Origin of the sequence: Paenibacillus sp. MY03, from assembly GCF_002165585.1 — a bacterium.
Taxonomy (GTDB): Bacteria; Bacillota; Bacilli; order Paenibacillales; family Paenibacillaceae; genus Pristimantibacillus; species Pristimantibacillus agaridevorans.
Genome location: NZ_MXQD01000043.1, coordinates 95,362 through 115,897 on the forward strand (window position 1 = coordinate 95,362; position 20,536 = coordinate 115,897).

The 20,536-nt window shown below is 53.4% G+C and carries 18 protein-coding genes; 1 reads left to right on the forward strand and 17 read right to left on the reverse strand.

Annotation, left to right across the window (positions count from 1 at the left end; translation table 11 throughout):
- Positions 1-3: 3 nt before the first annotated feature.
- From B1748_RS27435 to yyaC, 17 genes are all read right to left on the reverse strand, one after another.
- Entirely contained in the window at positions 4-660 is a 657-nt protein-coding gene (locus tag B1748_RS27435; RefSeq protein WP_087571145.1) for a response regulator transcription factor, read from the reverse strand.
- The gene (locus tag B1748_RS27440; protein ID WP_087571146.1) at positions 638-3,034 is read right to left on the reverse strand and encodes an ATP-binding protein; all 2,397 of its coding nucleotides are present in this window, start codon (positions 3,032-3,034) and stop codon (positions 638-640) included. Before B1748_RS27440 ends, B1748_RS27435 begins: the two co-directional genes overlap by 23 nt.
- Positions 3,035-3,074: 40 nt before the next feature.
- Entirely contained in the window at positions 3,075-3,245 is a 171-nt protein-coding gene (locus tag B1748_RS37035; protein ID WP_179215859.1) for a competence pheromone ComX, read from the reverse strand.
- Positions 3,246-3,383: 138 nt separating this feature from the next.
- Positions 3,384-4,364 (reverse strand): polyprenyl synthetase family protein, encoded by a 981-nt coding sequence (locus tag B1748_RS27445; RefSeq protein WP_087571147.1) that lies wholly within the window; start codon positions 4,362-4,364, stop codon positions 3,384-3,386.
- A gap of 198 nt (positions 4,365-4,562) precedes the next feature.
- Positions 4,563-5,306: an ABC transporter ATP-binding protein gene (locus B1748_RS27450; protein ID WP_087571148.1), complete on the reverse strand. Its 744-nt coding sequence runs from the start codon at positions 5,304-5,306 to the stop codon at positions 4,563-4,565.
- Positions 5,307-5,806: 500 nt separating this feature from the next.
- On the reverse strand, positions 5,807-7,369 hold the full coding sequence (locus B1748_RS27455; protein WP_087571149.1) for a 2-isopropylmalate synthase: 1,563 nt from the start codon (positions 7,367-7,369) through the stop codon (positions 5,807-5,809).
- 1,503 nt (positions 7,370-8,872) lie between these two features.
- The gene (gene tsaD, locus B1748_RS27460; protein WP_087571150.1) at positions 8,873-9,931 is read right to left on the reverse strand and encodes a tRNA (adenosine(37)-N6)-threonylcarbamoyltransferase complex transferase subunit TsaD; all 1,059 of its coding nucleotides are present in this window, start codon (positions 9,929-9,931) and stop codon (positions 8,873-8,875) included.
- Positions 9,928-10,422: a ribosomal protein S18-alanine N-acetyltransferase gene (rimI, locus tag B1748_RS27465; RefSeq protein WP_087571151.1), complete on the reverse strand. Its 495-nt coding sequence runs from the start codon at positions 10,420-10,422 to the stop codon at positions 9,928-9,930. Before rimI ends, tsaD begins: the two co-directional genes overlap by 4 nt.
- Before the next feature lie 2 nt (positions 10,423-10,424).
- On the reverse strand, positions 10,425-11,339 hold the full coding sequence (gene tsaB / locus B1748_RS27470; protein WP_087571152.1) for a tRNA (adenosine(37)-N6)-threonylcarbamoyltransferase complex dimerization subunit type 1 TsaB: 915 nt from the start codon (positions 11,337-11,339) through the stop codon (positions 10,425-10,427).
- The gene (gene tsaE / locus B1748_RS27475) at positions 11,336-11,827 is read right to left on the reverse strand and encodes a tRNA (adenosine(37)-N6)-threonylcarbamoyltransferase complex ATPase subunit type 1 TsaE (protein ID WP_087571164.1); all 492 of its coding nucleotides are present in this window, start codon (positions 11,825-11,827) and stop codon (positions 11,336-11,338) included. Before tsaE ends, tsaB begins: the two co-directional genes overlap by 4 nt.
- A gap of 16 nt (positions 11,828-11,843) precedes the next feature.
- Positions 11,844-13,007 (reverse strand): thiamine-phosphate kinase, encoded by a 1,164-nt coding sequence (locus tag B1748_RS27480; RefSeq protein ID WP_256975963.1) that lies wholly within the window; start codon positions 13,005-13,007, stop codon positions 11,844-11,846.
- A 166-nt stretch (positions 13,008-13,173) separates the two neighbouring features.
- Complete coding sequence (locus B1748_RS27485) at positions 13,174-14,256, reverse strand: HD-GYP domain-containing protein (RefSeq protein WP_087571154.1); 1,083 nt, start codon at positions 14,254-14,256, stop codon at positions 13,174-13,176.
- Positions 14,257-14,649: 393 nt separating this feature from the next.
- Positions 14,650-16,329 carry a histidine kinase N-terminal 7TM domain-containing diguanylate cyclase gene (locus B1748_RS27490; RefSeq protein ID WP_256975964.1) on the reverse strand — a complete coding sequence of 560 codons (1,680 nt, stop codon included), beginning with the start codon at positions 16,327-16,329 and terminating at the stop codon, positions 14,650-14,652.
- Between the two features lie 103 nt (positions 16,330-16,432).
- Complete coding sequence (locus tag B1748_RS27495) at positions 16,433-17,623, reverse strand: class I SAM-dependent methyltransferase (RefSeq protein WP_087571156.1); 1,191 nt, start codon at positions 17,621-17,623, stop codon at positions 16,433-16,435.
- Positions 17,623-18,288: a DUF6483 family protein gene (locus tag B1748_RS27500; RefSeq protein WP_087571157.1), complete on the reverse strand. Its 666-nt coding sequence runs from the start codon at positions 18,286-18,288 to the stop codon at positions 17,623-17,625. Before B1748_RS27500 ends, B1748_RS27495 begins: the two co-directional genes overlap by 1 nt.
- An 89-nt stretch (positions 18,289-18,377) precedes the next feature.
- Entirely contained in the window at positions 18,378-19,229 is an 852-nt protein-coding gene (locus tag B1748_RS27505) for an alpha/beta fold hydrolase (RefSeq protein WP_087571158.1), read from the reverse strand.
- A gap of 64 nt (positions 19,230-19,293) precedes the next feature.
- The gene (gene yyaC / locus B1748_RS27510; protein ID WP_087571159.1) at positions 19,294-19,857 is read right to left on the reverse strand and encodes a spore protease YyaC; all 564 of its coding nucleotides are present in this window, start codon (positions 19,855-19,857) and stop codon (positions 19,294-19,296) included.
- Between the two features lie 247 nt (positions 19,858-20,104).
- On the opposite strand from yyaC, the gene B1748_RS27515 reads away from it, so the two are divergent.
- A complete protein-coding gene (locus B1748_RS27515; protein WP_087571160.1) occupies positions 20,105-20,332 on the forward strand; it encodes a DUF1128 domain-containing protein in 228 nt (75 codons plus the stop codon).
- The last annotated feature ends 204 nt before the right edge of the window (positions 20,333-20,536 follow it).

Sequence of the window (20,536 nt, forward strand, 5' to 3'; positions counted from 1 at the left end):
GCATTAATAGGTTTCCATACTAATAAGTCCGAGACGTTTCGCTTCGCGAATAGCCTCCGAACGGGATCTTACATTCAACTTCTCGAAAATACGCGTCAATTGATATTCCACATTGCGTTGGCTGACATGCAAACTTGCTGCAAGCTCCTTGTTGCTCACGCCCGCAGCAACCTCAGACAGAATTGTCATCTCTTTCTCGTTGATCGATACGTCTTCGATGGATAACTCCGATCGGGCCACCAATACTTCGTTTCGTCTTAGCTGCTTTAGCAACGTAATGGGGATAACCGCCTCTCCCCGTAACGCGCAGCGAATGGAGTTGTGCAGTTGCTCCCGCGAAGCCGTCTTCGATATGAAGCCGGAAACGCCAGATTCGATAAGCAGATTAAAGTGCGAGCCAATCTCGTAGCCGGAATAGATGACGATCTTGCGATCCGGATCAAGCTGAAGCAAGCGCTTCGTCAATTCCAGCCCGCTTATGCCGGGCATATTGAGATCGCAAAGAATCAGATCGAACGGTTCCTTGCCTGTCTGCACTTTGTTTAAAGCTTCCAAAGCGGAATGTGCAACAGTCACCTTCATCTCGCCATCTTGTTCAATCATCGTCTTCGTGCCTTCTCCCACGGAGGGATGATCGTCAACTAATAAGATATGAATCACCTGTAATACCCCTTTCGGTTCTTGCCCCTTCTATCATAACCGGCATCAGGATCGTCACCTCAAGTCCCCGGCCGCGCTCCGATACGAACGAAATTTCGCCATCCAGACTCGCGACACGTTCCTTAATGCCCGATAATCCCATATGTTCGAAAGATTCCGCCATCCCTTCGACATCCATACCGATGCCGTCATCCTGATAGCGGAAATACAACATATCCTTGCGCAATTCCAGCTCCAGTGTAATAACCTTGGCGTCTGCATGTTTGTCGGCATTGCGCAGCAGTTCCTGAACGATTCGGTAGATCGCCGTTATCTGCTCTTCATTCAGCTCGTGCTGAATAGGCTTGGAACGGAATTTCACTTCGAAGTTCACCCTCATCTGCGTATGCTCGATAATCGACTCCACCGCCTCGACAACCCCCATCTCTTTAAGCAACGGCGGTCTGAGTTCATTGCAGGTTTCCCTGATCTGATGAATGACGTCCAGAAGCCCTTCTTTAATCGCTTCCAGCTCATTGCCGAGCTTTTCCGAGAGGGGATGGTCCATCATGATGCTCTCCAGTCTGCGATACCAGAGCAATTGGTCCTGCAACGCGGAATCATGGAGATCCGCTGCCAGCTTTCGCCGCTCGTTCTCCGACAGGAGGAACAACATCCTGAGCACCCATGGGGAGGGCGCGTGTTCTTTGCGGACCTCGGATTGCAGATCCTCGATCAGTCCTTCTATCAAATACAGATTCTCGAACACAATGCTGGAATAGTTGGCCATTGTTTTTAGCCAGCGAATTTCGTCGGAATTAAATTTCGTATGATTCGTCTTCATGCCAATCCACAATACATGGTATCTGGAACGTTGCTTGCCGATGACGAGACCTAGACCGAACGGAAGATCAATCAAGTCCCCAAGCTTGAACGCGTTGACGGTACCCAGCAGGAAGTCGGCGGTTACCATCTCTTCGTGTTCATCGCTCATAGGAAACACCGCATGCTCCGACTGATCGACGATAAGGAACGTTATGCGGCCTACGGGCAGCAACTGGTTGATCTCGTTCTTGAGAACCGACTCCAGATCGCCTTGCTTCATGACCTTAGCCACATTGCGGGAGAAGCGATCCAGACTGTCCTGATAGCTGTACATCGCCTTGAACAGCCTAGGCCGGAATCGCTGATCGATCTGTTCCTTAGCGTACAAGAACAATGTCATGCCTACATATACAATGACAAACGATCCGATAAATTTCGACCAGGCGCCGCCATCCGGCGCCTGGGCCGCGAGCGTGACCACTGCCGCCAGCAGTAAGGCCGGCAGGAGTGACAACGCCGTGTAATACTTGAATCGCGTTAATATAAAATCTATGTCGAACAGCTGATTGGAAGTCGACAGATAGAAATAGACGATCGGCAGCACAAACAAAAACAAAGCCGTGAATGCCGGAGGTAGAACCTGATCGTTGCCAAACAGCTGCGGCAACAAGTTCAAAGCCGCGAATGGCGTAAAAGCCACGAGGTGGGCCGTCAACGTTATCGTAAACAGCGAATGAAGCTTCGTAAAACGGTGTTTCATATATTTGAGCACAAGCTTGTAGACGCAAACGAGATTGCCGATGAGCACAATAGCGCTATAGGCATTCTTGATATAATTAAACGTCTCGTTGCTAAGCAGATCCGTCCAAATATAGATCAGGCTGCTCGCGCTGACCGCTCCGACGATTCCGAAGAGTACGACAAGCCATCGCTTGTCGATAAGGCTCGCGTCGAATCTTCGCAGATAAATGTTCATGAAGCTCATATACAATAACGGAATGGTAGGCAATACGACATAAATAATCGATAAACCGACGGGGTCCCTCAAGATGGACGCCGAGGAACTGTAGTAGCTTATCCCGATCGACGAAAAGAACAGAATAAGCATAATAGCCGCCGGATCATGATTTCGTTTTACATAAAGGAATGCGGAGAACGCGCAGAACACGAATAGCGATATTCCCGGTATGTATAGCTGCAGCAATAATTCGAGCGTCGTATGCTCGCCCGACCAGGCTTTGGCGAACGTAATGGAGATGATGGAGCTGCCTCGACGTTCGATAAGGACGTTGTCCGCGTCCTCCAGCGAATCGTATTTCAATAGATTGGGGAATTCGTTCGCCTGCTTGCCATTGATCTCAAGCACCCGGTCACCAATCTGTAGTCCGTTCATCTTGGCCTGGCCCCCAGGTGCCAGTGAAACAACAAAAAAACCGGCATTATCCTGAGGAAGGACGTACGCTCCGATGGAAGGTACGCGAATAATGACGGCAGTCAAATAGATGGTTATTGTAACAAAAAAAATCAAGAAGAGGAATGCGCTCAGCCTTTTCATTGCCGTAGATTTCATGCAAACCTCTTCCTTTCAATCTCTTCATCTGACTTGGAAACTAGTTCCAGCCGTAACCAAAATAACGGGCACCGTTGTCCTTATCCTTCAATTCGCCTAGGAGAGCTCTCTGTTCTTCCGTTGAAACTCCTGCCAATTGAACTTGTCCACCCATAACCAACTTCATACTTTCTGCGCTGCTTGCCAATTGACGAATCATGTCCTTCAACATTTTACATTCCTCCGCTTCTCCTATTAATGAACATCGAATATAGTACATTTCTACTATATCAGACATAGGATAGCAGGCAAACGCAAACTTGATTGGTATTTACCGAAATAGCTTTTGCGTGATTTCGCTCCCTATGGACTAGGCGTTAGATCGAAGGGCCCTGTCATTGATCTGACTATCATCGCCCAACATGCGAACAAGCCCTTCCTTCCACCTATCTTCGGCAGGCATGGCGTCCAGCAAATCAAGGAAACGATTATAGTGCATACGTCCCATCACCGTTCCATACAGCAAGGCGCCTGTCCGTTCCAGCGCTTCGCGGAACTGGTCTTGCCTGTCCCGAACGGCTTCCGCGCCGGATCTCCCTTGGAAGTAGTCTATAATCCAGGAGTCCTGCTCCGTGCCGCTTTCCATCAAATACAGCAGCGGCAAACTGATCTTTCGTCCCAGAAAATCGCTTTTGTCGTCCCAGCGCACTAGATCCCTGACGTCGTTCTTCATCTGGGCGGACAGCCCTAGCGCTTCCGCATACGCTTCTATGTCCGGACTCCACTCGCGTCCCGCGCACATCGCGCCTGCATTGCAGGCCAGAACGAACAAGGACGCGGACTTCAACCGTATCATCTCCACGTAACCATCCTCGTCCTTCGCTTCGCCGGCAATATCCATCATCTGTCCGTTCGCGGAAAGCAGCAGTTGATTGTTGAGCCGTTCTGCGAATTCGCCGCGAAGTCCGATATCCTTTATCCCTTGCAGCATCGCCTGCTGCGCCAGCGTCAGGATGGAGGTTGCGGCATGAAGCGACTCCGGCATAGGAATGTTCATCCATGGCTTGGCAGGCGCGTCTCCATCCTCCAAATCGTCGAGAATATCCGTTGCCAGAATCAATAATTCCATGCCCGCCGCCGTCATAAGAGGGTCGCCCTCGATACCGCCGTACATATGGTAGTGAACGAACGTCAAAGATCCGAAGATCATGACCTCGCCGAGCTTGTCTTCCACGAAATCAAGCGCGTGCTTCTGAAGCCGCAGGGATTGGAACCTTTCCCGAATGAGCGACTTCATTGCCTCGCCGATTCTAACGTTTAGATTATTCCAGTCATTATGTACCCAATCCATATGGATTCCTCCGCAAGTTCAACAATGCCATAACCAGTATACTACGTTCTGCGTTTGCTGGCATCGTTCTTCTTTGAATCACCAATTCCCTCCTCGCTCCTGCGTGATAAGAGAAGTGCGATCATTTCCATCCTTATCTCCATTAGACTTCTGTGTTCGCTGGACGGATCTTGGACGCGCTTGCCTTGTTCAACCGGTTTAAACTTCAACGCCTCCCCTGCTGCCTACGGCATACTCCATGTATACCGCCTCCATTGTAAGCCCGCCCCTTGGAAGCTCCTCGATCAGCGTCATCGGGCTGTCGCATACGACAAGTTTCCCCTCCTTCATGACGCCGACACGATCGCAGCAATATTGAATTTCCGTCATATCGTGGGAGATGATGACAATCGTCTTGCCTTGCAGTCTCAGTCCCGCAAGAATAGACCAATACTCGCGCTTCGCCTGACTGTCGAGACCGGTCGTAGGTTCGTCGAGAAAGATAATCTCGGGATCATTGACGACGGAGATCGCAAGCGTCGTTCGCTGCCGCAACCCGCCGGACAGCCGCTTGACGATCTTGTCGGCATAGGGCGCCAGTCCGAACTGCTTTAGCACGACGTCGGTATCGATCGTTCGTTGATAGAAATCCTGGAACATCTCCAGCGCTTCCCTCACCGTCATTTTATCGATCAAAGTCGTTGTTCCCATCAAAAAATTGATGTGTTCCTTCAGTTTATCCCCATCCGTCAACATATTGAAGCCTAGCACGCTTACGGAACCTTCGTCGGGTTTGCTTTGGCCCGAAATCAGCTCCAGCAGCGTCGTCTTTCCCGCCCCGCTCTTGCCAATTACGCCGAATAGTTCTCCTTGCCTCACCTGAAAGGATACTTGCTTGATTGCATGGTTAGCGCCTAAATGCTTGCTGACTTGATTCACCTGGATGACGGCTCCCTTATCCATTCAGTTTACCTCCGCATGTATGACTTTATTGTTAAGATAGCTCATCCGGCACGTGTTTTCACCGAAAACTTGATTCGTAATTAACGCAAATATCATTGCGCTCTCGCCATGCGCTGTCGATTGCCGCATTTATCCCTTGTCATTCCGCCTCCCGCGCCTTGGTTTCGTTGGTTCGACATACCTATTAACAGGCTTATCCACAACTCTGGATAAATTGTTAGTTAATTCTGTCGACATTTTTCGAGATTAGGCCCGCAATTTCCAAGCTTCTGACGAATAATATGCGCAGGAGCCTATGATCTCGTTGTTTATATCCACTTTATCCACATTATCCACAATTCAATTGTGAAAAAGTTATCCCCGTTTCCCCCACATAAGAAAGAGGGCGCAAACCCAAGGTTTACGCCCTCTTTACAAACTTATCCCCAAAACGAGGGTCGATTGTGGATAAGTTTGTGCACATGTCAGCTATTTCGTTGGGGAGCCCCCCATTATTCGACTTAGTTAATCTTCCTGCTCCCGTGATTCTCCTTCCGAGCCGCCCCCGCAGACATAAATGCCTGGTTGCATGCGGACACGTATGCCTGCGCCGCCGCCAGAATAATATCATTATGCACAGAACTGCCCCTGAATCTCTCGCCGCCATAAAGCACGCTCACTACCGCTTCGCCGAACGCATCTTCTCCGGTAGACAGCGAATGCAGCTCCAGGTCCTCGAATTCCGCCTCAGCCGGAATGGCCTGCTTCAGTGCCAGGATAACGGCTTCGAGCGGCCCTTCGCCCATAGCCGTATAACTTTCCTCGCGTCCGTCCTGGTTCTCGCGTACCGTAACGGTTGCGGTCCTCGCCCGCTGCGTACCTGCATGCACCAGCAGATCCACCAAGACGAGCGGGTCCAGCTGCGTCCGGGTCATGTCGCCGGCTATGCGGATCAACTCGTTGTCCGTTACGATTTTCTGCCCGTCGGCAACTTCCTTGAACCTGGTGTAGATCGCCTTGAATTGCTCCTCTGTCGGCTCAATGCCGAAGTCCGCCAGACGATGTTTGATGGCATGGCTGCCCGAGTGCTTGCCCAGCACGATCATGCTTCTGGAGATGCCCATCGCCTCGGGATCCATGATCTCATACGTGTTCCGGTTTTTCAGCAGCCCGTCCTGATGGATGCCGGATTCGTGCTGGAATGCATTACGTCCGACTATCGGCTTGTTGTAGGCGATGGGGAAATTCATCGTCCGGCTGACGATTCGCGACGTCTCGTAGATCTGATCGATTTGGACGTTCGTCTCCGCCTTCAGATAGTCCCGGCGCGTCTCGATGGCCATAACCAGCTCCTCCAGCGAACAATTGCCCGCCCTCTCGCCGATGCCGTTCACGGTCACTTCGATCTGCGTAGCCCCGCCTTGGATCGCGGCCAGGCTGTTCGCTACCGCCATACCCAAATCATTGTGGCAATGCGCGCTGTATCGCACCTTATCGCCTCCCCGAGCCTCCTTGCGCACAGCCTGGAACAGCTCGATAATTTCATTTGGCATCGCATACCCCAGCGTATCGGGCAAGTTAATGATTGTAGCGCCCTCCTCGATGACGGCTTCGACCAGCTGGATGACGAAATCACGGCCGGACCGCGTCGAATCCATCGCCGAGAATTCGATTTCGTCCACGAATTGTTTGCCATACGCCACCATATCGCGGGCAATCCGAATGACCTCTTCCCGCGATTTGCGCAGCTGATGGCTCAGATGAATGTCCGACGACGAGATGAACAGATGGAGTCTGCGGCGAGCTGCATCCGCCGTTGCCTGAACCGCGGCGTCAATATCGCCTTTGACCGCCCGTGCGAAGCCGGCGATCTCCACCTGCTGCAGCTCGCGCGATATTTGCTGTACCGCCGCGAACTCGCCGGCGCTGGACACCGCGAACCCCGGCTCGATCACGTCGATGCCCAGCTTGGCGAGCTGGCGGGCAATGACGATTTTGCGCTCCGGTGCAATCGAGGCTCCCGGCGATTGTTCTCCATCTCTCAAAGTCGTATCGAATATTTGTATTTTTTTGTAGTTTTCCATTGTTTTTCCTCCTCGATAATGGTCCTATAGAAGTGTAGTAGCCAAGGTTATTTCTAAACGAAAAAAAGCCCGCCATCCCCGATCAATCGATCAAGAGACGACAAGCTTAACGCTTCTGCCGTGGTACCACTCCAATTGGCCGTGCCCGAACGCATATGTCCGGTGCAGCATGCCCGCTTAAAGCCCGTTGACGGAGGCGATCCGTAATACAGTACCGGCGGCGAATGGTTCTATCCCGAAGCTTGCGCTTCGTAAATGGCCGCCACGTTCCCGTATTCCGCTCACAGGCGAGATTCAAGCCCTGGTTTCGACTGCGTCGCACCTTCCCGCAGCTCTCTTGACCGTATCCACCGTTTCATGAGAATAACTCACATGACCCATGATTTTGTGAACCGATTTGCCAACCGTTGCTCTACTTGCTCCTGCTCATAGCGTTTATTCAGTATTCGATTAAGTTCACTTCACTTGCCTCATACGCAGCGCTCTTTGCCATCGACCAGTCTATCCATCAATCAGGATGTTCGCTCTGGCGGACGATAAGGTGCACCTTATCTCCTCCGCCAGTCGACCGACTTCTTAATGGTCCTGAAAATAAATAAAACCTGCCGTCTCTTATTCAAGAGACGACAGGTTACGAAGACCCGCGCGGTACCACCCTTGTTGACAGCCTCCGTCAAAAAAGACGAAAGAATGCCCACCTTAATCATCGTTTACGGATCCGGAGTCCATCACGATGAACCTGCTTACGGAGGTTAACCGTAACTAAGTAAATTGCCCTCCCATGCATGAGAGACATGACAATGTTTCTTAGTTCCGCTCCCAGGCGAGCTTCAAGGCTTCCATCGACTGCGTTGCACCACCCGCAGCTCTCTGAGCAATCAAGACATTACGTCCCTATGCGTCCCGGAGCACCTCTACTGTTCCTGTTCTTAGCGTTTGCGAATATGAGGATTGAAGTATTGCTGTCTATTATAGCCGGACGATAATTATCTGTCAATTCGAACTTCTGACATTCGAACTTCTGAACTCGCAAATGTAGTGAAAGTACGGCGAAATGCTTTCCTGTAGTTTAAATTAGGGGAAAATCTCCCTTTATTTTACTGCCTTTTCGTTTCCTCGAAGTGTTAGAAGGAAAACCTCCCTCTAATTCAAGCGAACCAGAGGGCAGATGGCAATTGGATGGAGATTAAAGGGAGGATTTACCCTTAAAGCCGCAAAATCCGGTATTGGAGCGAGAATAGCGGGAGGTTTTCCCTTTATTCTCTTCATGACTTACAATGACATGCAGCATCCTTCTATAAACATTATTGTTTCGTTTCAGCCCTGGAAGCGATTCGAAAACTTATATTTTCCTATCATTCTGAGAAAACCTCTATCGAGGCCTCCCGAAGATGAGCGACCTCCAGCTTTGCAAAGCAAAGCCGCTTCGTAAGCAAGAGGCAGGTTTTATCGCCAATAAGAATTTCACTTTTCCGACAAGCTCGGAAACTTATAAATATGTGGTCAATAAGTCCGATCTTCAATCTCCGGCGACCATGCTTCCAGAGACAGACCGGGATCGGCCTTTAGATCAAGGTCGGAATACATGCCGCGCTTCAGCTTCAGATGCGCAGCCGCCCCAATCATGGCGGCATTGTCCGTGCATAACTTGCCGGACGGGATGAGGAGCGGCAGCCCCTCGGCTTCGCAGCGAGCTGCAAGCGCAGCCCGCAGGCCCCGGTTGGCGGCAACGCCCCCGCACAACAAAAGCTGCTTGACGCCATAAGCCGAGGCGGCTCTAAGCGATTTGGTCACGAGCACCTCGATCACGGATTCCTGAAAGCCGCGGGCCAGTGCAGCCTCGTCCAGCTCAAGCCCCTTCATGCGCGTCTGGTTAATGACGGCAAGCACGGCGGATTTCAACCCGCTGAAGCTAAAGTCGTAGCTCCCCTCCTCCAGCCATGCCCTGGGCAGCTCGATCGCAGCTTTGGCCTCCGCAGCCAGCTTGTCGATATGCGGTCCGCCGGGATAAGGCAGCTTCAATGAGCGGGCGACCTTATCATAGGCTTCGCCCACCGCATCGTCGCGGGTACGGCCGATCAGCCGGAAGCTGCCTTCTTCCTCCAGCAGGACCAGCTCGGTATGCCCGCCGGACACAACAAGCGCCAAGCACGGATATCGAAGCTCATGCTCAAGCTCGTTGGCATAAATATGACCCGCGATATGATGCGTTCCAATTAGCGGAATGTCCAACGCGAGCGACAGACTTTTTGCCGCGACGATGCCTACGAGCAACGCCCCGACCAACCCGGGTCCTTGCGTGACCGCAATGGCGGACATATCCTTTAATCCATGTCCCGATTCGCGGATGGCTTGTTCGATAATTAACGTTATGCTTTCGACATGCTTGCGCGAGGCAATCTCCGGCACGACTCCGCCGAAAGCTTCGTGAACGTCGATCTGGCTGCTGACTACATTGGACAGAATATGTTTGCCGCCCTTGACGACCGCCACCGATGTCTCGTCGCAGCTTGTCTCTACCGCAAGTATCAAAGTTTCATCGTAATTGCCAGTTGTATTCAATGACTTTCCTCTCCCGTTCCCAGCCGGCTCTCATCCAGCTCCGCCCACATAATAAGCGCGTCTTCGTTGTTATCCGAATAATAGTTCGGGCGTACGCCGGATGGCTGAAAGCCATGCTTCCGGTATAGCCGCTGCGCATGCTCGTTGGAGACGCGCACCTCCAGCGTCATGCGTGCCGCGCCATAGAACAGCGCTGTCCGCTGCAGCTGAGCCATCAGCCGATGCCCGAGCCCGATACCCCTGACATCGGATCTGATCGCGATGTTCGTGACATGCGCCTCGTCCATAATGATCCACATGCCGCCATATCCGATTAATTCTCCGCCGTATTCCAGCGCGAGGTATCTGGCGAACATATTGTTTTTCAGCTCGTTCACGAACGACTCTTCCGTCCAGGGACTGCTAAACGATTCCTGCTCGATGAGCAGAACGGCAGGAATGTCGGCTAACGACATGGGGCGATATACAAGCTTTGCATGATTCACCGGCATCTCTATCCCTCACTCGCCCGCTTCGCCTTCAACTTCACTTCCGCTTCCGTAAGCTGCGTGTAATTCGGAATGAAGGTATGCGGATCTTCGTTCTCTCCTGCAGCAAGCCGTCTTTGGCCAAGCTCCGCCAAGTATCGGCCTTCCATGACGTAAGGCGTTAGCCGGACTTCGGCACCCAGCTCCGCTCCCTGCGCGGCCAGCCGCTCGGCTGCCGGTCCATGCAGCGACAAGTCGCCGACGAGCCAGACGACAGGCACGGCTGCATGTATCCGATCCGAGTTGGCGTATTCCTCTGCACAAGCACCATCAGAACCCGCTTTTCTCCCAACCATATCTTTGATCCGCTCAAGAATCGAGTCCACCCATCGTTCCATCAACCGCACGCCATCCTCGGCGAATCTCGACCATTCTTCGACATTAGCTCCATCTGTATCTGCACCCGCACGGCAAACAAAACCCGCGGCATACACTTGCCCCCGCCTGGCATCCATAATGGGCAGCACCCAATGCTCGCGGCTCGTTTCGGTACGAGCATCCGTGAATTCACCGCTTGCAGGCGCGTCTTCCATCCCTCTGTGCCAAGCTCCGAACGCGATCGCTTCGAGACTGGAGACGCCTGCCAGCGGCTTCTCCCAGCACCAGGCCAGCGTCTTGGCGGCCGTGACCGCAATCCGCATGCCCGTATAGGAGCCGGGACCGTTGCCGACGACGATACCCGCCAGCTCCTCCGGCTTTATATTCGACGATGACAACAGATCCTTTAAATGGGAGATGACATGAACGGAATGATTGCGTTCCGCCAACGACTGCACCTCTCCCAGCACTTCCCCGTCACGGATAATCGCGGCTGCCATCGCAGCCGTAGACGTATCCAGAGCGATAACCGGGCCGCTCCCTGCCCATGCTGCCTTATTCATTGTCCAAGTTGCTCCTGTTCCATAGCGTTGTCCAGCCACTCCGCATACGGCTCTCCCCATCCCGTCAACCGGAATCGCCTTGCTTCTCCTCCGAGATGCTCGATATAGATAGACAGGCGATTAGGCGGCAGCAGTTCTTCGATCAAACTGGCCCATTCCACAATCGTGACGCCGTTGCCGTAAAAATATTCGTCAAGCCCCAACTCGTCCGCTTCATCAGCGGACAACCGATAAACATCCATGTGATAAAAAGGGAGGCTCTCCCCCTCGTATTCCTTAATAATCGTGAAAGTTGGACTGTTTACCACGCCTCTAACGCCTAACGCCGCGGCAAATGCCTGAGAGAATGCGGTCTTGCCCGCGCCGAGATCGCCGTCGAGAGCGATGACCGTCCCCGGACCTGCGAGAGCTGCCAGTCTGGACGCCCATATTTTCGTTTCCTGCAAGCTGCCCACTTCTTGAACAGCCTTTCCCTTGCCCACTTTCATCCTCATCACCGCTTCATTATCCAAAATGATTATACCCCCGCTTCGCCACAGGAATATTCCGCTCATCGCCGCTTTGTGCCGACTCCCGGACGAGCTCCACGCCAACCGGCCCCTCCAACGTCTCGCCGATCTCGAAAAAGGGAAGTCCTTCCTCGCGGAAAACGTCTCGAACCTCCTCCAGCTTGTCCTTGGCAATCGTGCCTAGCAACACGTAATCTTCGCCGCCATAGAGCATCCACTCCAGCGGATTAAGAGAGGCATCGGCGCCATACGTCTTAAGAGCATCGTCCAACGGGAGACGGCTCTCTCGGAGGACAAGCCGAAGCCCCGAAGCTTCCGCAATTTCCCACGCCTCGCTGGCAACTCCGTCGCTGACGTCGTTCAAGCTGCTGCACCCGTGCTCCAGCAGAAGCCTGCCGGCCCGCACCGACGGAGAGGGACGCTGATGCGCCGCTACAAGCGCAGCACGGCTTTGCCCCGACTCCCGCTCACCGTCGCGCCCTTGTCCTTGCATCAGCTCAAAATAGCCCGCCTCCGCATGCGGCATGATATGACCCGTCTCAACATCGCCTGCCTGCAACCGCTGCTTCGCAGAACCAGCAGCTCCGCCTCCGCCTGCCTCGGCGAGCAGCAGATGCAGCCCCGCCGCCGACAGCCCCACGGCGCCGGTCAAAAACACGGCCTCCCCGGGCTTCGCGCCGGATCGCCGCACCTCGCGTCCCGCCTCGACGGTTCCCGTCAGCGTGACGGATATAACCAGCCGATCCGGCGACGACGTCGTGTCGCCCCCGATCACGGCCACCCCATAGCGCTCGGCGCATTCGTACAGCCCGTCGTACAACCTCCGCATCCGCTCCGGACCGTACGACTTCGGCACGGCGACCGATACGAGCGCATGCAGAGGCACGCCGCCCATCGCGGCAATATCGCTCACATTGGCGGCAAGAGCCTTGTAGCCGACGTCTTCGTCCCTCATCGTCTCGCTGCTAAAGTGCACGCTCTCCACCATCGTGTCGACCGCGAGCACCATGTGCTTGGCGCCAAGGATGCCGTCGCTCGCCCCGGTGATATCGACAGCCGCGGCGTCGTCGCCGATGCCGAGCGACACGCCTCGCGCGCGCTGCCATTCCGCCGACTGCCGACGCCCCGTCCAATGCGTTATGCTAGCAAACTCATCCACACCGACAATCTCCCTTTTCTCTTCTTATATCCCCCCATTCTACCCTAAACGGCGCAGGATTCAAAGCTTGCGATATAGACAAAAAACCTCCTACGCCGCGGCTTCTGCCGATTAGCGGGGGAGGCTTCCGTTACGCGCCGCAATCGCCAGCGCATCTCTCTCGTCATTACAACTCCTTCACTATTGTAATATGAAGCTGATCCTTAAGCTCGATCTCGTACGGGGACTTGGGCAAAGTCCCATCCGCCTCCATAATGACGCGCACTTTGGGACGATGCACAGCAAGCTGGTTATTTTCCGTCACCACTACAACTTGACCTGTGTTCAGCTGAAGCGTCGTCGCCACGGGATATACCGAGATATGGCTGCAGAACAGCTTGATCAGCTCCAGATCGAAGAACGTGCCGCCGGAAGCGAATAGAAATTCGATCGCCTCGCTTGTTGTATAACGCTTGCGATGCAGACGCGGCGATACGAGCGCATCATAGGTGTCGGCCAGTCCGACGATCTGAGCATATATATGAATTTCATCCTTTTTCAAGTTTCGCGGATACCCCATGCCGTTGAATCGTTCGTGGTGCTGCAAAGCGCAGTGCGCGGATACGATGGAGATATCGTGATATTTGCGCAAAATATCGAAGCCCAGCTTGGGATGCGAATGCATCAACTCCATATCTTCCTTCGTATAACGTCCCGTCTTGCTCAGCAGCTCCGGCGGCAGCTTCGTCATGCCGATGTCAAAGAGCAGAGCGCCTACCCCCAGCTCCTCCAATTGATTCCGATTGAATCCCTTGGCGATTCCCATAATGCCGGACAATACGGCTACATTGAAGGAATGTTGGAACAAATAGGCGTCCATGGAATGAATACTCGACAGATTGACCAGCATATTCGGTCGAGTAGCAAGATCCTGCATGATGTTGCCGAACACCGCGCGAAAATTGCGCCCTATATCGGGAGCAATCGTCCGACCTTTGGTCACGACCTCGTCTTTGAAGGAATTCATGGTTTTATAAATTTCATTGACAGCCTTCGTCCGTGTCTCGTCCCGAATCGTCTCCTCAGGTTCAATGTCCTCGGAAAGCCCGTCTTCAATATATAGAAAGTCGATACCGATGTTGCGAAGCCTCTCGATGTATCGCTCGTTCAATTCAACTCCGGTCCCGAGCAAGACGTTGCCATTCTCTTGGAAGATCGATCTGGCAATCCGATCCCCCGGCTTCGCCATTGCTAGCTGCACTTTTCTCATTTTGTGTATACCTGCCTTCATTGTGAGTCTTTATCCGCGAAGGTGAAGCTCTAAGAGGTAGTTCAAAAAGTCCGCCTTTGATCACGAAGTATGCCACGAAGCCTAATCGACATCGAATATGGAACGCAAGCGAAACTTCCGGTGCTCACGTAGCTTCCACTACGCTCCGCTCCTCAGCTTCTACTTTCGTTCCATCTTCTCGGTGCTGAAAACCGAACTTTTTGAACATGCATATATATATTAGCAAACATCATAACGTCTGACTATGTAGCTAATATCCACTTGGCCCGGATGAAGCACAACCTTCTGAACAAAATCTGAACACGAAAAGTGGAAAAAAAAGGACGAAGCAGTCAATCTGCTGTCATCCCTCTCTCGCTCGGAGCAATCCGCTTACGCCAGCTTGCTCTTAACGATCCGGTTGCGTCCGCTATACTTCGCTTCGTACAATGCAGCATCCGCTTCTGCCATCAGTTCGCGCAGATAAGACTTCGGATCAGTCAGATTGTCCAGATCGAACCGGTCGATCGTTCTGACGCCCATGCTGATCGTCACGGAGACAACTCCGTCACCAATGCCGGACGGCACCTTGTTCTGCTCCACAGTCATCTTGACCTGCTCCGCGATAAGGTCGGCCTGCTCCCGATTCGTATGGGGCAAATAGACCGTGAATTCTTCCCCGCCGAATCTGGCCAGCACATCCGTCGGACGCAGTACTCTTCGTACGGCTTGTACCGTGCTGCATAATACTTCGTCGCCGGCAAGATGGCCAAAACGATCGTTGATCATCTTGAAATGGTCCAGATCGAAGATAAACAAGGAAAACGGAATGCCGTACCGAATATTCGATACGATCTCGCTTTCGAGCTGCTGCAGCAAGTATCTGCGATTGAAACAGCCCGTAAGGCCGTCCGTAATCGCCATTTGCTCCAGTTTCCTGTTCGCTTGGGACAGCTCGTCCTGCATAACGAGAAGCTCTTTGTTCCGTTGCTGCAGCAGCTCGTTCTGGGAATTCGTCTCTTCTACCAGCATTCTAAGCTCCGTTACATCCTGAAAGGTCAAGACGCGGCCGATTATTCGCTTCTTCCCGTCCAATATCGGGGCCGACTGCACGACCACGTAGCAGATGTCGTTGAAATTGATGTTAAGCTCCACTTCCAGCCGCTCCATGGGACGCATTCGTTGAGACTCAAAGAGCGCCAGCAGCTGCCTGGCCGGCTCATCCTTAAATTGCGCTGCAAGCGAAAACGGCTGGAAGAAATCCCCGATTCGCAGCTTTAGTATCGGCTGCAGCATTTTGTTGATCTCCAGAATAACGTCGTTCTCGTCCATGACAAGAATGCCCGTTGACATCGTATTCATGACGTCGCGCTGCACAATGCCGATGATGTCGAACACCCGGTTCCGGCTGATCGCATTTACGATATAGACGGCCGTCGTTGTCAGGCCGATAGAGATGAGCGGAATGTAGTTGTTCAGAAGATCGATGAAATAGATGTTGACGAGCAGATCTCCAATCGCGAAAAACGCCAACATAAACAATCCGATCAATGCCGTCCGGACCATCTGACGTTGCCGAGTAGATTCGTCTTTCATTCGAAGCTTATGAATCAATAAAATCAGCGACACGGATAGATAAAGCAAGAGCTGTCCGATCATGACCCAATAAAGCGGACCGTGCTGCAACTGCTTGACGGGCCCCAACTCGTTGTTGATTTGCAGGAACATGCCTGCCGGATTCCAGCACACGACTGCAACCGACAGAAAGGCGGGAATCGCCAGAACCAACATCCTGCTCTTGCGAATGACGTAGGACTGTCCTGACAGGTAAAGGATGAAGACAAGCCAGCCGACTCCAAGCATCGAAAGTCCTATGTAGGAAGCCGATAGGTACAAGATCCTAAAGGAAGTCTCGGATGTCGTCTGCGATGCGAACTGGAACAGAGGCCACATGATGAAAACGACGTGGAGCAAGAGATAAATGCGATGCAAAACCGTAACCGTGCTTGAGGAAAACACATACAGAAACAGGGCCGCAAGTATCAGAAACATGCTGAAATCGAGCCAGATCATCCAATCCAATAAGATTCACCCATTCGTTTGGTAGCCATCTATTTCCATTGTAGCAAATGTTATTACTCGCGACAATTGCCTATTTGTTGGATGGAAACTATTTTTACCTGGAAACGGGCCATGCTCCCGGTAGCATTCTCTCCAGCGCGGGAGAGAGTCCAAGGAACGACTTGAATGCCTCATACTCCTGCCATTTAGACAGAGATAGTTCTTTGCGACCAGAGACTACAGCTCTAATCAACAGATTTTTGGGCGTGTGCTCCGGATCGACGAACTCCAGCATCTGAACCTTGTAGCCCAGCGTCTCCAACAGCTGTCCTCTGACGGCATCCGTCGCCAAGGCGGCGAATCTCTCCTTGAGCAGACCTTGGGACAAGATCGGAGCCAGCACTTCGCTCTCGACTTGACCAAACAGCTCGTGCTGGCAGCAAGGCACGGACATGATGACGGAGGCTCCCCATCCCACTGCTTTGGCCAGCGCGGCATCGGTCGCGGTATCGCAGGCATGCAGCGTCACAACCATATCCGCCGATGTCAGGCCTTCGTACTCCGCGATATCGCCGACCAGGAATTGCAGCCGGTCATAACCCAGCTTACCCGCAAGCTCCGAACAAAACTGAATGACGTCCGCCTTCAGATCAAGTCCCACTACGGAGATCGGCCGGCCCAGCTCTACCGCCAGCAAATGATACAGCGCAAAGGTCAGGTAAGACTTCCCGCAGCCAAAGTCGACAATCCGCAGCTCCCGTCCGGCAGGCAGATCATCCAGCACATCCGAAACCATCTCGAGAAATCGATTGATCTGTCGGAACTTGTCCTGCTTCTTGGCGTGCACCCGGCCCTCCGGCGTCATGATGCCCAGCTCCACAAGGAAAGGCACCGGAGTGCCTTCCTCCAGCACCCGGCGCTTCTTGCGATTATGCTCCATGGGAACGGAGCTCTTTGCGGTTGGAGCCAGACGGCGAACCGCAGCTTTCCCCTTCTTGCTAAAAAGCAATTGGACGTCTGCTTGCGGCGTCTTTATTAACGCCTGCCTGTAATCGCCCTTTAACAGCGACAATAAGGTTTCGGAAGCCTCTTCCTCCTTCAGGTTTCGATGGAGCACCTTTGCCTTGTAATGAGACTCGAATTGATAATGCAGCCCATCCTTCATGGCAACCGGCCTTACGACGGTTTTAGGCGGCGTGTCGTCATCCCTTCGCCGCGGCTGGCTTAGCGTAGCGTGAAGCATTTCCCCTCTCTCCATCCATTCCGCTACGGTCCGCTGCCATTCCTCTTGCCCTGTTTCGCTCATTAACCCTGCTCACTCCTCATATGGTTGACGGACAAATCCGTTAATCCTTGCCTGATTTCTTCCCGGGGCAGGCCGCCCTGGACAAGCTTGCCGTCATCCAGCAGCAGCAGCCGCTCATAGACAGCCGCTGCGTCCGCCGCGGACAATGCCATATCCTCAAGCAACTCGTACATGATGTTCTCCATATCCGCGAAACGGCCTCCCGCTTCATGCCACTCCATCAGTAGCCGCTTTGCGGGAACAGGCAGCTCAAAGGGACGAAGCGTCTCCAGCAGATCCCTCACTTCGTCATCCGGCTGCACCAGCGTCGGCTCTGCTTCCAGCAGCGATAATCGGATGAACAATCGAAGCGACCTGACGTAGCCGGCGAAGCTCTCCGTTTCTTTGCCGAGCTCTGCTTGGAGTAGCGCTTCCTGCTTCAGCAATATCGCGATCGCCTGCAGATGATCGGTGTCCGGAAGGCCATTCGTAGACATGACCTTGACCAGGTCGTCATCCGATAGCGAGCGGATCAGCTTGCTGCTCAGTCGAAATTCCTTGTCCAGCAGCTCGTCGATAACGAGAAGGCCTTCCTCCTGCTTCCGCTCCCGGCGCAGGTTCATAATCTGACCAATGGCTTCCGTCATCTGCGAGATCATACGCATGAAATAATCCCTTTGGAACAACGCTATTCCTCCCCCAAATACGGAGCCGGCGCGTTCATGGCGAACGACGGCCGGCTCCGGCTTTCTACTTTATATTAGTGAACGGCAGACTAGCGCAAGCTTCCGAGAAAATCCCGGATGGCCGTCTTCAGATCCTCCGGACATTCCAGCATGCTCATATGTCCGGCTTCCCCAAGCTCTACGATTGTCGTCTTCCCGCCTGTCGCGGCGAACGCGCTCTCGGCCGGAATAACGCCATCCTTCCCGCCGGCCACGATCAGCACAGGAACCCACGCGTCTCGAATGACGGAACCCCGATCGGGACGTTCCTTCATGCCTCGTGCCGTAGCCGCCGCTCCATGCTGCGACGTTCCTCGTCCGATCTCCTTGCCTCTTGCCACCTGCATATCAAGCTCTTCCAACCGATCGGAGGCGAAAAGCTTGGGCACGAGTCCTTCTACGAAGACGTCGACCCCATCTCCCTCGATTGTCGCAATCGCTTTGTCACGGTTTTCTTTTGCGGCATCGCTGTCAGGAAGCGTCGTGGAATGCAGGAGTCCGAACGCGGTCAGCCTGCCTCCGTACTGCTCCGCATAAGCAAGCGTTATATACCCTCCAAGCGAGTGGCCGATCATGACGGCCTCGCCGATGCCAAGCTGTCCCAGCAGCTCCTCCACATCGCCTGCGAATGCTTCCATCGAATATATTTCATCGGCTGGAGCCGCGCTGATGCCATGGCCTCTCGCATCGGGCGCGATTATTCTTGCGTGCCGCGCCAGCTCGGCGATGATTTGTTCCCAGTACGAGGAGCTTCCGCAGTAACCGTGCAGAAGCACCAATACCGGTTCCTCCGCCCCCATGCCCTTCGAATCGTAATACGAGAGCTCGAGACCGCTGCCGAGCGTTACGGAACTGTTCGCGATAGAGATTGTCTGTGCGTCAATGCCAGGTTTGCCATTCATACGAAATCCCTCCTCATGGGTGTAATGCCCATCCCCCCGTCTACCGGAAGAATGTTATTGCTTATTAGTGGATGTGAATCTCACTATTATGGATATACCACGCTTCGTTAATAGCTGAAACAATCTCTCTCGCCATTCCCATGACAAGATGCAGCGAAGTGGTCTGCAGCATGCCGTATGCCTTGGGGCCGAACCGATTGACGACGCCTGCGATGGCGTAGTCGCCGATCGGCGGCAATTGGCGTCCCGTCGCCGCTCCCGGCTGCAGGGAGCCGCTCCCTAGCATGTAGCCGCCGATCGATTGCGGCTTGCCGAGACACGCATCGATCGCGATAACGGTCAGCGAGCTCTCGCTCTGTTCATGCATCGCCGCGGCCGCAGCCCCTTCGACCCGATGGGCGTCGCACGGCTCCGCCAGCGTGCCTATAACGCGCGGCCAGCCGTTTTCCGTCAGCAGCGTGCCGACAAGAGGGCCCAGCGCATCCCCGGTGGAACGATCGGTGCCGATGCAGACAAACAGAATCTTCTCCCTGTCCGGCTGCAACCGGGCAATGTCAGCGACAAACGAAGCTAACCGTGCGGGAGTTCCGAGCTCCTGTTCAGCCTGGGGTGTCTTGCCGATAATCATACCTTTATTTCCTCCGCTCCTCAGGTCCTGGCTACATTCAATCTTCTACAGTGTTTCTGAAAAAAACGCAGCATCGGAGGCATTCGCTATTGTACCGATAATCAAACTTTCTGAACTCGCACTTCTACTTTCCTACTCCCCATTGTACCCGATATCGCCCCGCCTCTTCAATTTTGTGGTGCACGCCATATGCAACATGGTACAATGACGAGATCAGCGTTCAAGCAATAAAGGAGGGAACAAACCGATGACTGATTTGCAGTCGCCAACACAGGACAATCTCGAGTTCATGATCGAGGCTATCAAGACCAAGCTGAGAATGGCTTCAGGCGCCGCTATGCAAGCCGGAAGCTTCAGCATCGCCTGCTACGAAGACGTCAAGGATATCTACGACATCGTCGCAAGCAAGGATAAGTTCAGCATCAGCGAAGTAGAAGCGATTGTATCGGAGCTCGGCAAGCTTCGCAAGTCATAATAATTCCAGAACAACCCATTATTTTGTATTTTCAGACAAATAATGCGCGCTCCAATTTCTACAAAATCACGCTGCGACGATTGGCCAGCCCTGAATAAACAAAATCACTCTGACGGGTGACTCAGAAACTCCAAAACGTCCAGTCACTCACTGTCTAACGGACATAAAGAGGCTGTCGATTCATTGTGAGTAACGGAGCTGAAA

Excerpts from the sequence above, each read along its gene's own strand:
- tsaB (WP_087571152.1), bottom strand. The coding sequence starts at position 11,339 with ATGAATAAGGCAGCATGGGCAGGGAGCGGCCCGGTTATCGCTCTGGAT.
- tsaE (WP_087571164.1), bottom strand. The coding sequence starts at position 11,827 with ATGAAAGTGGGCAAGGGAAAGGCTGTTCAAGAAGTGGGCAGCTTGCAG.
- B1748_RS27505 (WP_087571158.1), bottom strand. The coding sequence starts at position 19,229 with ATGAATGGCAAACCTGGCATTGACGCACAGACAATCTCTATCGCGAAC.
- B1748_RS27485 (WP_087571154.1), bottom strand. The coding sequence starts at position 14,256 with ATGAGAAAAGTGCAGCTAGCAATGGCGAAGCCGGGGGATCGGATTGCC.
- rimI (WP_087571151.1), bottom strand. The coding sequence starts at position 10,422 with ATGCCGGTGAATCATGCAAAGCTTGTATATCGCCCCATGTCGTTAGCC.
- B1748_RS27450 (WP_087571148.1), bottom strand. The coding sequence starts at position 5,306 with ATGGATAAGGGAGCCGTCATCCAGGTGAATCAAGTCAGCAAGCATTTA.
- B1748_RS27445 (WP_087571147.1), bottom strand. The coding sequence starts at position 4,364 with ATGGATTGGGTACATAATGACTGGAATAATCTAAACGTTAGAATCGGC.
- B1748_RS37035 (WP_179215859.1), bottom strand. The coding sequence starts at position 3,245 with ATGTTGAAGGACATGATTCGTCAATTGGCAAGCAGCGCAGAAAGTATG.
- yyaC (WP_087571159.1), bottom strand. The coding sequence starts at position 19,857 with ATGATTATCGGCAAGACACCCCAGGCTGAACAGGAGCTCGGAACTCCC.
- B1748_RS27495 (WP_087571156.1), bottom strand. The coding sequence starts at position 17,623 with ATGAGCGAAACAGGGCAAGAGGAATGGCAGCGGACCGTAGCGGAATGG.
- B1748_RS27455 (WP_087571149.1), bottom strand. The coding sequence starts at position 7,369 with ATGGAAAACTACAAAAAAATACAAATATTCGATACGACTTTGAGAGAT.
- B1748_RS27440 (WP_087571146.1), bottom strand. The coding sequence starts at position 3,034 with ATGAAATCTACGGCAATGAAAAGGCTGAGCGCATTCCTCTTCTTGATT.
- B1748_RS27515 (WP_087571160.1), top strand. The coding sequence starts at position 20,105 with ATGACTGATTTGCAGTCGCCAACACAGGACAATCTCGAGTTCATGATC.
- B1748_RS27490 (WP_256975964.1), bottom strand. The coding sequence starts at position 16,329 with ATGATCTGGCTCGATTTCAGCATGTTTCTGATACTTGCGGCCCTGTTT.